This is a genomic window from Candidatus Propionivibrio aalborgensis (genome assembly GCF_900089945.1).
Classification (GTDB): domain Bacteria; phylum Pseudomonadota; class Gammaproteobacteria; order Burkholderiales; family Rhodocyclaceae; genus Propionivibrio; species Propionivibrio aalborgensis.
In genome coordinates, this window is record NZ_FLQY01000133.1 from 1 (window position 1) to 12,738 (window position 12,738).

General features: G+C 53.7%; 14 protein-coding genes and 1 pseudogene. 11 read left to right on the forward strand and 4 right to left on the reverse strand.

What is annotated here, in order from left to right:
• The first annotated feature begins 34 nt into the window (after positions 1 to 34).
• Positions 35 to 1,136: pseudogene (locus PROAA_RS08020) on the forward strand (signal recognition particle protein).
• Here the strand turns inward: PROAA_RS08020 and PROAA_RS08025 are convergent.
• Entirely contained in the window at positions 1,033 to 1,731 is a 699-nt protein-coding gene (locus PROAA_RS08025) for a lytic transglycosylase domain-containing protein (RefSeq protein WP_186410850.1), read from the reverse strand. The pseudogene PROAA_RS08020 and the gene PROAA_RS08025 overlap by 104 nt on opposite strands.
• The gene (locus PROAA_RS08030; RefSeq protein ID WP_186410851.1) at positions 1,713 to 3,443 is read right to left on the reverse strand and encodes a proline--tRNA ligase; all 1,731 of its coding nucleotides are present in this window, start codon (positions 3,441 to 3,443) and stop codon (positions 1,713 to 1,715) included. The genes PROAA_RS08025 and PROAA_RS08030 overlap by 19 nt, the downstream gene beginning before the upstream one ends.
• A 168-nt stretch (positions 3,444 to 3,611) precedes the next feature.
• On the opposite strand from PROAA_RS08030, the gene PROAA_RS08035 reads away from it, so the two are divergent.
• The 3 genes from PROAA_RS08035 to coq7 all read left to right on the forward strand — a co-directional run bounded on the left by PROAA_RS08035 (position 3,612) and on the right by coq7 (position 5,387).
• Positions 3,612 to 4,157 carry an RNA pyrophosphohydrolase gene (locus tag PROAA_RS08035; protein WP_186410852.1) on the forward strand — a complete coding sequence of 182 codons (546 nt, stop codon included), beginning with the start codon at positions 3,612 to 3,614 and terminating at the stop codon, positions 4,155 to 4,157.
• Between the two features lie 89 nt (positions 4,158 to 4,246).
• Positions 4,247 to 4,726: a CNP1-like family protein gene (locus PROAA_RS08040; protein ID WP_222102162.1), complete on the forward strand. Its 480-nt coding sequence runs from the start codon at positions 4,247 to 4,249 to the stop codon at positions 4,724 to 4,726.
• Positions 4,727 to 4,766: 40 nt separating this feature from the next.
• A complete protein-coding gene (gene coq7 / locus PROAA_RS08045; protein ID WP_186410854.1) occupies positions 4,767 to 5,387 on the forward strand; it encodes a 2-polyprenyl-3-methyl-6-methoxy-1,4-benzoquinone monooxygenase in 621 nt (206 codons plus the stop codon).
• Here the strand turns inward: coq7 and PROAA_RS08050 are convergent.
• On the reverse strand, positions 5,384 to 5,803 hold the full coding sequence (locus PROAA_RS08050; protein WP_186410861.1) for an OsmC family protein: 420 nt from the start codon (positions 5,801 to 5,803) through the stop codon (positions 5,384 to 5,386). The genes coq7 and PROAA_RS08050 overlap by 4 nt on opposite strands.
• 483 nt (positions 5,804 to 6,286) lie before the next feature.
• On the opposite strand from PROAA_RS08050, the gene rplM reads away from it, so the two are divergent.
• From rplM to erpA, 6 genes are all read left to right on the forward strand, one after another.
• Complete coding sequence (gene rplM / locus PROAA_RS08055; protein WP_186410862.1) at positions 6,287 to 6,715, forward strand: 50S ribosomal protein L13; 429 nt, start codon at positions 6,287 to 6,289, stop codon at positions 6,713 to 6,715.
• A 10-nt stretch (positions 6,716 to 6,725) separates the two neighbouring features.
• Positions 6,726 to 7,118, forward strand: coding sequence for a 30S ribosomal protein S9 (rpsI, locus tag PROAA_RS08060; RefSeq protein WP_186410855.1), 393 nt, complete (start codon positions 6,726 to 6,728; stop codon positions 7,116 to 7,118).
• Positions 7,119 to 7,222: 104 nt separating this feature from the next.
• Positions 7,223 to 8,251 carry an N-acetyl-gamma-glutamyl-phosphate reductase gene (argC, locus tag PROAA_RS08065; RefSeq protein WP_186410863.1) on the forward strand — a complete coding sequence of 343 codons (1,029 nt, stop codon included), beginning with the start codon at positions 7,223 to 7,225 and terminating at the stop codon, positions 8,249 to 8,251.
• Positions 8,227 to 8,991 (forward strand): DUF6776 family protein, encoded by a 765-nt coding sequence (locus tag PROAA_RS08070; protein ID WP_186410856.1) that lies wholly within the window; start codon positions 8,227 to 8,229, stop codon positions 8,989 to 8,991. Before argC ends, PROAA_RS08070 begins: the two co-directional genes overlap by 25 nt.
• An 11-nt stretch (positions 8,992 to 9,002) precedes the next feature.
• Positions 9,003 to 9,404 (forward strand): bactofilin family protein, encoded by a 402-nt coding sequence (locus PROAA_RS08075; RefSeq protein WP_186410857.1) that lies wholly within the window; start codon positions 9,003 to 9,005, stop codon positions 9,402 to 9,404.
• 45 nt (positions 9,405 to 9,449) lie between these two features.
• Positions 9,450 to 9,800 carry an iron-sulfur cluster insertion protein ErpA gene (erpA, locus tag PROAA_RS08080; RefSeq protein WP_186410858.1) on the forward strand — a complete coding sequence of 117 codons (351 nt, stop codon included), beginning with the start codon at positions 9,450 to 9,452 and terminating at the stop codon, positions 9,798 to 9,800.
• A gap of 50 nt (positions 9,801 to 9,850) precedes the next feature.
• Here the strand turns inward: erpA and PROAA_RS08085 are convergent, their stop codons facing one another.
• A complete protein-coding gene (locus PROAA_RS08085) occupies positions 9,851 to 11,179 on the reverse strand; it encodes a M23 family metallopeptidase (protein ID WP_186410859.1) in 1,329 nt (442 codons plus the stop codon).
• 88 nt (positions 11,180 to 11,267) lie between these two features.
• Between PROAA_RS08085 and tyrS the strand changes: the two genes are divergently transcribed.
• Positions 11,268 to 12,458 carry a tyrosine--tRNA ligase gene (gene tyrS / locus PROAA_RS08090; RefSeq protein ID WP_186410860.1) on the forward strand — a complete coding sequence of 397 codons (1,191 nt, stop codon included), beginning with the start codon at positions 11,268 to 11,270 and terminating at the stop codon, positions 12,456 to 12,458.
• The last annotated feature ends 280 nt before the right edge of the window (positions 12,459 to 12,738 follow it).

The following is a 12,738-nucleotide window of genomic DNA, read 5'->3' on the forward strand; positions in this document are numbered from 1 at the left end:
ACATCCCTAAAGTCTACACCAAGCCGGAATCCAGATGCTCGATAACCTGACTCAACGCCTGGCACGCGTCATGAAGACCTTGCGCGGCGAGGCGCGTCTCACCGAAGCAAATATCGCCGATGCCTTGCGAGAAGTTCGTCTCGCCTTGCTTGCGTGACACGGAAAGGAAGAAAGTACTGGTTGTTTCCTGCGACGTTTATCGTCCGGCAGCAATTGATCAGTTGAGGACCGTTGCGGCACAGGCCGGGGTAGACTTTTTCCCTTCATCGCCAGCCGATAAGCCTGTCGATATCGCACGCAACGCAGTCGATTGGGCAAAACGGCACTATCACGACGTGTTGCTTGTCGATACCGCCGGCCGTCTGGCGATCGATGAGTTGATGATGAAGGAAATCGCCGAGCTGCATGCCGCAATCGAACCGATAGAAACGCTGTTCGTCGTTGATGCCATGATGGGCCAGGATGCTATCAATACCGCCAAGGCGTTTAGCGAGGCCTTGCCGCTGACCGGCGTGATCCTCACCAAACTGGATGGGGACGCGCGTGGCGGCGCAGCGCTCTCGGTCCGACATATCACCGGTCGGCCGATCAAGTACGCCGGGGTCGGTGAGAAACTGTCGGGGCTTGAAGCCTTTCACCCCGAGCGTATGGCTTCCCGTATCCTTGGCATGGGCGACGTGCTGTCGTTGATCGAGGATGCGAAGAAAGGGATTGACGAGCAAAAAGCGGTCGAGTTTGCCAAGAAGCTCAAATCGGGCAAGAGCTTTGATCTTGCCGACTTCAAGGAACAGATCGGCCAGATGCGCAAAATGGGTGGGCTTTCGTCGCTGATGGACAAATTGCCGTCACAGTTTGCCCAGGCCGCTAGTCAGATGCCGGCTGGCGGCGAAGAAAAAGCGATTGGCCGAATCGAAGGCATTATCGATTCGATGACACCTGCCGAGCGTAGCAAGCCCGAGTTGTTAAAGGCCTCGCGTAAACGCCGAATCGCTTTGGGAGCCGGCGTTCAGGTGCAGGAAGTCAATCGTTTGCTCAAGCAGTTTGAGCAAACGCAGAAAATGATGAAACAGTTCTCCGGCGGAGGTATGGCCAAGATGATGCGAGGGATGAAGGGAATGTTGCCCGGAATGCGCTAGTTTTCATCTTGTCTCTGGAATAGGCCCACTGATTGTGCCAAGCGCCGCGAACGAGATTCGGGTATTCGGCCTGCCCCAGACTGCCGTTGTAACGACCAAGTGCCCGGTAGAGATCGCCTTGTTCGATGTCCAGGTAGTGGCGGAGGATTGTGCAGCCGTAGCGCAGATTGGTTCGTAAGTGGAACAAGTTGTCGCTGCTGCGGCCGATGACCTTGATCCAGAAGGGCATGACCTGCATGAAGCCCCGAGCGCCAGCGGACGAGACAGCGTATTTCTTGAATCCACTCTCGACCTGGATCAAGCCCAGAACGAGTTGCGGGTCGAGCCCGGCGCGCGTCGCTTCGTAGTGAACGGCACGAAGAAACTCCAGTCGGCTTTCACGATTGGCAATGCGTTTTTCAAGGCGACGAGACATCTCGGTCAGCCAGTCGACGGCGTCCATGGAATCAAGAAATGAGCTTCTTGGCGGGGCTTGGTCAGAAATGGCGCGCGATAGCGCCGCTCGTACACTTTCCGACAGGGGCTCGTATTTTTGCATGCCCGCAAACGCGGTGAAGGGAAGCAAAAGGGCCAGGACTAGGGCGACTCTTCGCATAACCTGGCCTTCAGGTAAGCACCGATTTCAGCGATAGGTACCATTGTCGGCTCCGTATCGGTGCGGCCTTTGTATTCGAGTTTGCCTTCCACCAAGCCGCGATCGCCGACGACGATACGGTGTGGGATGCCAATCAACTCCATCTCCGCGAACAAAACACCGGGACGCTCGTTCCGGTCATCAAGCAGAACATCGACGCCTGCCGCCTTAAGGCTGATGTAGAGTTCGTCCGCAGCCAGCTTTACGGACTGACTCTTGGCGTATCCCATGGGAACGATGCACACCTCGAAGGGTGCGATCGCTGGAGGAAAATGGATGCCGCGATCATCGTGGTTCTGTTCAATGGCCGCGCCAACAATTCGCGTAACACCGATGCCATAACAACCCATCTCCATGGCCTGACTCTGCCCGCTTTCGTCGAGAAAGACGCATTTTAGGGCCTCGGCATATTTTGTTCTTAACTGAAAGATGTGACCAACTTCAATGCCGCGACACAGTTCGAGCTTCCCTTTGCCGTCGGGTGAAGTGTCGCCTGCGACAACGTTTCGCAGGTCGGCGACAGCTAATGGCTCCGGCAGGTCACGACCAAAATTAACGCCGCCAAGATGGAACCCTTCTTCGTTGGCACCGCAAACGAAGTCGCTCATCGTCGCTACGCTTCGATCGGCGAAGACGGGAATGGATTCAATGCCGACCGGGCCAATATATCCTGGCTTGCAGCCCAGAGCCTCGACAATTTCATCGTCGCGCGCAAAACGGAACTCGCCAACGATCTTCTGCGTTTTGACTTCGTTCAAGTCGTGGTCGCCGCGAAGCAGGAGAAGCGCGAACTGGGCGGAGTCAGCATCCGGCGGTTGGCACATGATGGCGATGGCTTTGACCATGGATATCACAGGGATGCTGAGTAAGGCAGCAACATCCTCACATCTTGTCTTGCCCGGTGTAGAAATCTTCTTCATGGTTTGGGACGCTGAACTACGTGGTTCACTCGGTGCGATAGCTTCAGCCAGTTCGACGTTGGCAGCGTAGTCGGAGTCAGGGCAGTAAGCCAGTGCGTCTTCGCCGGAATCGGCCAGCACATGGAATTCATGCGAACCCGTTCCGCCTATCGATCCAGTGTCCGCAGTTACGGCGCGGAATTTCAATCCTAGACGAGTGAAGATACGCGTGTAGGTTTCGAACATGTTGCGGTACTCGCGTTGCAAGTCCTCGAAACTGGCATGGAATGAATAGCCGTCCTTCATCAGGAACTCGCGACCGCGCATAACGCCAAAGCGCGGGCGGATTTCGTCACGGAACTTCATTTGCACCTGGTAGAAATGTAGCGGTAGCTGGCGATAGCTCTTTACTTCCTTGCGCACGACATCGGTAATGACCTCTTCGTGCGTCGGCCCGATGACGAAATCACGCTGATGGCGGTCTTTCAGACGAAGCAGCTCGGGGCCGTACTTTTCCCAGCGCCCCGATTCCTGCCACAACTCGGCCGGTTGTACGGCCGGCATCGAAAGTTCGATGGCGCCTGCAAGATCCATTTCCTGGCGGATGATGCTCTCTATCTTGCGTAGCACGCGAAGGCCAACCGGCATCCAGGTGTAGATGCCGCCAGCCAAGCGTTTGATCAGACCTGAGCGCAACATCAATTTGTGGCTGACGATCTCTGCATCGGAAGGCGCCTCCCGGAGAGTTGAAATAAAGAACTTCGACGTGCGCATGGGAATCAATCATCTGGAAATAAAGTGGAATTTTACAAGACAGATCAGTAGAGCGCGATGCTAATCGCGTTCGTCGGCGGTTTGGGCGTGTCGGGCTTTGGCACGCTTTCCAAGCCCTATTAAATGTGGAAGAATGGGCACGACCGATAAATTTTGCAGGTAAACACAATGCTCGACCGTGAAGGTTACCGCCCTAACGTCGGCATCATCCTATGTAACGCAAGGAACGAAGTCTTTTGGGGTAAACGTATACGCGAACATTCATGGCAGTTTCCACAGGGTGGCATCAAACGGGGTGAAACTCCTGAGCAGGCGATGTACCGGGAACTTTATGAAGAGGTGGGTTTGCTCCCCGAGCATGTCAGCATTCTTGGCCGAACCAAGGATTGGTTGCGTTACGATGTGCCGATACACTGGGTAAAACGTGAATGGCGCGGTAGTTACAGAGGGCAAAAACAGATATGGTTTTTGCTACGTCTGGTAGGGCGTGATAGCGATGTGTCTTTGCGTGCTTGTAGTCATCCCGAGTTTGACGCCTGGCGGTGGAATCACTACTGGGTTTCGCTTGATGGCGTCATCGAATTCAAACGCCGAGTGTATGAACAAGCGTTAAACGAGCTCGCGCGCTTTATCGACGCGGATCACCGTCGGCCGCGACATGAGGCAGTTCGTGATCGTCATGAGACTGGTGGCGATGTGGGGCGAAACGAATGATTTTCTTACTCACACGCGTTTACTTGATCTAGCTGGAGCGGGCGTTGATGCGGTTGCGGAAAACTATTTGGTGGTGTCTGGCTTTGGTGTTGCCATTTTCGCAGCCATCGGCGGATAGCTTCGACGAGGACTACGAAGTTAAATCCTGGGCGGAAATCGAAGTGCAGCTGCCAGCCTTCCCGGAAAAGAGCAACCTTATTCCGTTTCGGGTTGGCGCCATTACCGATTACCAATACCTGATCGACGGCAAATCGCTATCCGTAGGCTCTGACGGTGTGTTGCGTTTTGCTCTCGTGGTGATCAGCCCTTCAGGCGCCCAGAACATCAGTTTTGAAGGTTTGCGTTGCGCTACTGCTGAGCGCAGGTTTTATGCGTCTGGCCGATCAGACAAGACCTGGTCGAAGGCGCGGAGCAATAAGTGGGTCGGGATTCAGGGCGGTAGCAACAATCAGTATGTCGAGCTTTACAAGAACTATTTTTGTTCAGTCGGTGCTCTCGAGATCATGAATGCCGACGATGCTCGCCGGGCCCTGCGCTACGGTGGACAGCCAGCGGCGACGCGCCCTTAGGTTTTTGGTTTGACGTGCTACCCACAGATTGGCTTCCAATATGCTTGATCCCGTGATCATTGGTTTTGACAGGGCTTTGCGCACCCTTTTCGCGACTTCGTCGACTACCCGAAGAGTGCCCGGGGAGGAATGCCCGGAGCCAGCCTTGTCTCTGAATGAAAGGGCTCATGCGGGTGCACTGATGCGCATCAATCATGCCGGGGAAGTTTGCGCGCAGGCTCTTTATCAGGGTCAGGCCATCACCTGCCGCGACCCCGCAATCCGACGGGCCCTCGAAACAGCTGCTTATGAGGAAACCGAACATCTGGCCTGGACCGAACAGCGTATCGATGAATTGGGGGCACGCAAGAGTCTGCTCAACCCCCTGTGGTATCTGGGGGCATTGTCCTTGGGGGTGTTCGCTGGCAAGCTCGGTGACGCGACAAATCTTGGCTTTCTGGCAGCGACCGAACGACAGGTTGAAGCCCACCTCAATCACCATTTGTCCGAATTGCCAGTGGATGACGTCAAGTCCAGAGCGATAGTCCATCAAATGAAACTAGACGAGATATCCCACGCCGAAACGGCCGTCCGCCTCGGCGCGCGCGAACTGCCTCCACAAGTGGTTGCGGTCATGCGACTGGCGGCAGGTCTAATGACACGCACCGCCTACTACGTCTAGTCTTCGACGATCTCGAAATCGTGTGTAATTGCGGCAGTTTTACCAAGCATGATTGAGGCAGAGCAGTATTTCTCGCTCGATAATTCGATCGCGCGTGCAACCGCATTTGGTTTCAGCTGTGTTCCACTGACGCGGAAGTGAAAATGAATTTGTGTGAATACCTTAGGGTCTTCGTCAGCACGTACTGCCTGCACCTTGACTTCACATCCCGAGATTGCGTGACGCCCTTTCTTTAGAATCAATACGACGTCAAATGCCGTGCAGCCTCCTGCGCCGGCAAGCAGCATTTCCATCGGTCGTGGAGCCAGGTTTCTACCACCGGATTCAGGGGCTCCATCCATTGCGATGATGTGATTGCTTCCTGTTTCGGCCAAAAATGACATGCCGTTTCCGGTCCATTTCACATCGCACTCCATACAATCCTCGCCGATCTTGAAAGCGCTCATTCTAGCTGGAAGTGCGCTTCTGCGCCGCGCCCGTGAAATGCTGCGTTGCAACAACAACAGCGCAAAGCTTGTAGAATTATTACGCCCCATAAATTGCTTATTGCGTAACTTGTTATCTATACAAGCCATAACGACATGATAAAAAATGAAAAGTTGTTGTGTTGTTGTGCGTGAACGGTGCCTAATCAGTTCTTGTGACGCAATGCACAATATTGCTTGATCTTTGCGTAAGGGTAGGGTAAGCTTCCAATTGCTCTATTGCAGTGTATGTGGGCAATTCAGCATGTTTCAGATTTGTCTCCTCCTCCACCCTCCTCCTTAGGAGTGGATTTTGCGCGACTCTTTGGAGTCGCGTTTTTTTTGCCGGCAATAGAATCAGCGATTGACAAGATTCGAGAATCTAAAATAGAATGCCCGGCTTTCCGTTATCTGGCATATAAGGACGGCGTTTTAATGAAGACTTTCTCCGCCAAAGCGCATGAAGTGAAGCGCGAGTGGCTCATAGTTGATGCCGCTGACAAGGTGCTTGGCCGCCTCGCGACTGAAATCGCGCGGCGCCTGCGTGGTAAGCACAAACCAGAATTTACCCCTCACGTTGATACCGGTGATTACATCGTGGTGACCAATGTGGAGAAATTGCGTGTCACTGGCAACAAGGCCGAAGACAAGGTGTACTACCGCCATACAGGTTACCCCGGCGGTATCTACGAATCGAGCTTTACGCAGATGCAGAAGCGTTTCCCAGGGCGTGTCCTCGAAAAGGCCGTCAAGGGTATGCTTCCTAAAGGGCCTCTTGGTTACGCCATGTTGAAAAAGATGAAGTGCTACGCGGGGGAGACGCACCCTCACGCTGCTCAGCAGCCGAAAGTTCTGGAACTCTAAGGGATCGAAAATGGCTGAAAATTTCTACTACGGCACTGGCCGTCGCAAGAGTGCCGTGGCGCGCGTTTTCATGAAGCGTGGCACAGGCAACATCGTCGTCAATGGCAAGCCGGTAGACGAGTTCTTTTCTCGTGTTACGGGCCGCATGATCGTTCGTCAGCCGCTCGTTTTGGTTGAACAAACCGCTGGTTTTGACATTCTTGTGAATGTTGCCGGGGGGGGTGAATCTGGCCAGGCGGGCGCTGTACGTCACGGAATTACCCGTGCTCTGATTGAATATGACGCGGAGCTCAAGCCCGTGTTGTCAAAGGCAGGTTTTGTTACCCGCGATGCCCGTGAGGTTGAGCGCAAGAAGGTCGGTCTGCACAAAGCACGTCGCCGCAAGCAGTTTTCCAAGCGTTAAGTTGCGCTGGATTCTCCCGAGTTCAAAACACAATGCCGCCCTCGGGCGGTTTTGTCATTTTGGGGCACGCAGACTATCATTGCACCCCTGTTGAGGAGGAAATGATGGTCAAGGTTGGAATTGTTGGTGGCACCGGGTATACGGGCGTCGAACTGCTGCGCTTGCTTGCGCAGCATCCTGGGGTGGAAATAGTCACAATCACTTCGCGTGGCGATGCGGGGACGTCCGTTTGCAGCATGTTCCCAAGCTTACGCGGTCGGGTTGATTTGGAGTTCGAAGATCCGCTAGCTTCCAATCTGCGGAGTTGTGATCTCGTCTTCTTTGCTACCCCCAATGGCGTAGCCATGCAGCAGGCTCCCGAGTTGCTCGATGCGGGAGTTCGTGTCATTGACCTTGCGGCGGATTTCCGCATTACCGATGTCGCTGAATGGGAAAAGTGGTACGGCATGTTGCACGCCTGCCCGGAGTGGGTCGCAAGTGCTGTCTACGGTTTGCCGGAAGTTAACCGCGTCGCAATTCGTGAAGCGCGTCTGGTTGCGAATCCAGGGTGTTACCCAACCGCGGTTCAGTTGGGTTTCCTGCCGCTAGTTGAGGCCGGCCTGGTTGATCTGGATCATTTGATTGCCGATGCTAAATCTGGCGTGTCGGGGGCTGGACGAAAAGCTGAGGTTTCATCGCTGTTTTCAGAAGCAGCTGACAATTTCAAGGCGTACGGCGTTCCAGGGCATCGCCACTTGCCTGAGATACGGCAGGGTTTGTCACGGATTGCCGGTGTTGGTGTGGGTTTGACCTTCGTGCCGCATTTGATGCCGGTGATACGAGGTATTCATGCGACGCTGTATTCTCGGATCAAGGAAGAAGCTGATTACCAGTCACTTTACGAATTGCGTTATGCGAACGAGCCGTTCGTTGATGTCTTGCCGGCGATGTCTCACCCGGACACACGCTCGGTTCGCGCAGCGAATACTTGCCGTATCGCCATTCACAGGCCGCAGGGTGGGGATACGATGGTCGTGCTTTCGGTTATCGATAATCTTGTCAAGGGAGCGGCTGGTCAGGCCGTACAGAACATGAATATCATGTTTGGCTTGGGGGAAACTGACGGACTATGGCAACTTCCGGTGCTTCCATAAAACTCAAACGATTGCGCCAACGATTCGGGATTAATGCTCCGAAGCTGGCGATCAGAACGCATGTAGCCTGGTATTGGCGCGCATTGGCAATAATTGTGATGCTGTCAGTTTCATTGGCACTTGCGATTTGGATATACGATGCAGGTAGGCGCATCGCCGGATATCAAAGCAATGAGTCGGAACAGGAAATTCAATCGCTCAGGAATCGTGTTACGGAGCTCGATGCCGAGTTGAACAAGTTGCGCACACTTGCTGGTTCGGGTGAAAGCAGTCTGATGATTGAGCGTGCCACACTGGACCAATTGTCACGCCAGGCAAAGACGCTCGAACTGGAGAACGCAGCACTGAAAGAGGACCTTGCGTTCTTCGAGGGCCTGATGCCATCTTCCGTGGCTGGCGAGGAAGTGGGAGTCCGGATTGACAAACTGCGGGTCGAGCCAACTGGAGTCTTGGGCGAATATCGCTATCGTATGCTGGTGATTAATAACGGCGTTCGTCAAGCCAAAGAACTCAAGGGCTCGCTACAGTTTCTGGTCAAAACGCAACAAGGGGGCAAAGATGTTATGATCACCTTGCCTTCCGGGAAGGAGCCAGAGCGCGAGAATTATCGTTTCGAACTAAAACACTTCCATCGGCTCGAAGGTGTTTTCTCGGTACCCTCTGGTGCTGTTGTAGAAGAGGTCGAGGCGCGCTTGCTATTGGATGGCGTCGTGCGCGTACGGCAGTCTGTGACTCTTTAGACGGAGAATTCATGTTCGGCACAAAAAAGGGTAGCACAGCGCAGGGCAGCATTGACAGCCTGATCGGCGTTGGTACACGCATCGACGGGGACGTAGTGTTTTCGGGAGGGTTGCGTGTCGATGGTCAGGTTCACGGGAGCATCAGTAGTGAAAACGGTGAGCAAGGAACAGTGGTCATCAGCGAAAAGGCGAGTGTGGAAGGCGCGATATCAGTTGGTCATGTGGTGATCAACGGTACCGTGGTGGGTCCCGTATTTGCTGGTGAATCCCTGGAACTCTTGCCTGCTGCGCGTGTCACAGGGGATGTAGAGTATCACCAGATCGAAATGCAGCAAGGTGCTGTGATCCAGGGGCGTCTTGTACATAAGACGAGTGCCAAGCCTGTCGATTTGAAGCTGGCTACCGGTAAATGAGGTGCTTCCTGCAGTTTTTTTTGCGAGAGTTTGGAGAGATAATCAATGAATACAGCTACGGATATGCCGTTGCCGTTTGTTTTTACGGACAGCGCGGCCAGCAAGGTCAAGGCTCTGATTGATGAGGAAGGGAACCCGGAACTGAAACTTCGCGTGTTCGTGACGGGTGGTGGCTGCTCTGGATTCCAGTATGGCTTTACGTTTGATGAGCTTGCCAACGAGGACGACACGTCATTGGTGAAGGACGGGGTGACCCTACTGGTTGACCCAATGAGTTACCAGTATCTTGTCGGTGCCGAAATTGACTATACCGAAGGGCTTGAAGGTTCGCAGTTCGTGATCAAGAACCCGAATGCATCCTCGACCTGTGGGTGCGGCTCCTCCTTCACTGCTTGACACCCGAAGTCAAGAAGGGAATGAAAGAAAGCGACTCTAGTCGCTTTCTTTCATTCGACTAGGGCCAAATTGATCTGATTCACCAGCTCCAGCTTCGCCCGCAATGGTCCGGTCGTGGCCTTGAAGTGGGCAATTTGCGACGTTTCAAGTGGAATCGCCACAGGAAGCTTTATCGCCAGTGGGTTGACCTGGTTGGAGTGGACGCGGAACTCATAGTGTAGATGCGGCCCGGTAGCCAACCCTGTTTGCCCAACGTAGCCAATGGTGTCGCCTTGGTGGACTCGGGCACCCTTCCGAACTCCGGTGGCAAACCCATTCAAATGACCATAGGCCGTCGAATAAGTGCCTTGATGTTTTAGGATAACCAGGTTGCCGTAGCCGCCTTGCTGACCTGCGAACTGAACCGTTCCATCCGCAACTGAACGTACCCGGGTACCCTTTGGTGCTCCATAATCAACGCCTTTGTGGGCTCGCCAGGTTTTCAGGACCGGGTGAAAGCGGGCGTTGGTAAACCCTGATGTGACGCGGGAAAACTCAAGCGGAGAGCGCAGAAAAGCCTTGCGCAGAGTCTTTCCATCCGCAGTGTAGTAAGCTTCTTTGCCATCCTCTGCCTGGAACCAGAAGGCGTTATACGTCTTCTGATCGTTAATGAATTCGGCGGCTAGGATGCGACCGCTACGAACCGGTTGTCCGCGGTGAGTGAATGTTTCGTACACGAGCGAAAACTTGTCACCCTTGCGCAGGTCGCGATAGAAATCAATATCACCAGCGAAAATTTCAGCCAACTGGATCGCAATCGCGTCGGGAATATCAAGTGCGTCGGTGGCGCCGAACAGGGAGCTGCTTATCTCGCCGGATTTGATGACAGTGCGTGGCTCAAGCTGCAAAGACTCTTGGCTGGCCACAAAGCCATCGCCGCGCCTTTCGACGACCGCCATCGCATCTTTGCTGTTAAGGGGAAAATAGAGCGCTATCAGCTTGCCGTGTTCCCCGGTTTTTGCCGTGACAACTTTGCCAGGACGAAGTTGGCGGGCAATGACCTGAGCTTGCTCATTCTGTCGAATGAAATCCAAGGCTTCTTGATCCGAGATACCAAGACGGGCTATCAGACTATAAAAAGTATCGGAACGCTGAACGAATTCTTCGCGCAGGAACGTTGGGTTTTCGGCGTCAACCACGTTCATTGCAGGTAGGGACAGTTGCTCAAGGACAGTCCGAAGTTGAACGCGGTTTGCATCTTCAGAGGGAGCAAGGGCAAACGCGGTCACCATTGCCAGTAACGCAGCGCTACCAAGGCTTGCCGCCAACCAGCGGTGACGCAGCAATCGTTCGATCGCTGGATGGGAATGCGCTAGAATCCTGCTCTTTGAACTATTCATGGACGGCCACCGAGTATAAGTCTCGCGGCAGTCTAACAAAAAAATAACTCCGCATGAACCCTTGGGGAGTAAATGATAGAGGCTTTGAATGCTCAGTGTTGAAGATAGTCTTGCTCTGCTCAAGCGTGGGGTCGATGAGTTACTGATAGAAGCTGATTTGACCGAAAGGTTGAAAAGCGGCCGGCCACTTCGAATCAAGGCGGGCTTTGACCCGACCGCTCCCGATCTTCACTTGGGGCATACCGTACTGATAAACAAGCTGAAGCATTTTCAGGATCTTGGACATCATGTGATGTTTTTGATCGGGGATTTCACCGGAATGATTGGCGATCCTACCGGAAAGAATGCAACACGTCCGCCGCTCTCGCGCGAGCAAATCCTTGTCAATGCCAAAACTTATCAGGAGCAGATATTCAAGATTCTTGATCCGCAGAAGACGGAGATTTGCTTTAATTCAACCTGGTTTGAGCCGATGGGTGCTGCCGGCATGATCAAGCTCGCGGCACTGCATACTGTCGCGCGCATGCTGGAGAGGGATGATTTCTCCAAGCGTTATCGTGGAGGCCAGCCCATTGCGATTCATGAATTTCTGTATCCGCTGTGCCAAGGCTATGACTCAGTGGCCATGAAGGCCGACGTCGAACTTGGCGGGACGGACCAGAAATTCAACCTGCTGGTTGGGCGTGAGTTGCAGAAGCACTACGGGCAGTTGCCGCAGTGTGTGCTGATGATGCCGCTGCTGGAGGGATTGGACGGCGTGAACAAAATGTCGAAGTCCCTGGGCAATTACATTGGGATTGCCGAATCGCCGACAGAGATATTTGGCAAAGTGATGTCGGTCTCGGATGAACTGATGTGGCGCTACTTTGAGCTGCTCTCCTTCGAGCCGATCGGAAAGATTGCGGCGATGCGTTTGAGCGTCGAGGAAGGCGCAAACCCACGCGATATCAAATTCGAACTGGCTAAGGAACTTGTCAACCGTTTCCATGGTGGTTCCAGAGCGGGCGACGATGCGATGCGTGAGTTCATTGCCCGGTTTCAACGAAGTGAGATTCCCGACAACATGCCCGAGGTGGCTGTAGCTGCAGGATCCATGGCGGCCATTTTGAAGCAGGCGGGACTGGTTTCGAGCACTTCCGAAGCACTACGCATGATCGATGGTGGCGGTGTGCGGGTCGACGGGGAAAAAGTCGGCGATCGGAATGCCCGCTTGAGCGTCGGAACGTGTGTCGTATTGCAGGTCGGCAAACGAAAATTTGCGCGCGTGGTTGTTGGCTGACATAAAGAAAGACAAGAGATCAACACGTTAGAGATGCATTGCAAAAGAGTTGCAAATTTATTGTGAAAAGATGTTGACGCTCACCGTTTGGCCTGTACAATACGCCCCTTCGCTGCTGACGCAGTGCTGCAAACATGCTAACCATTTGATTTGCAAGCTCTTTAACAATTAGACAATCGATAGGTGTGGGTTTTTGGTCTGGTTAATTATGTTTTTACATAACGCGACGAGATGAAGTAACTCGCACGATGAAGTAAAAGACTGTGGTTCTGGGTGAAAC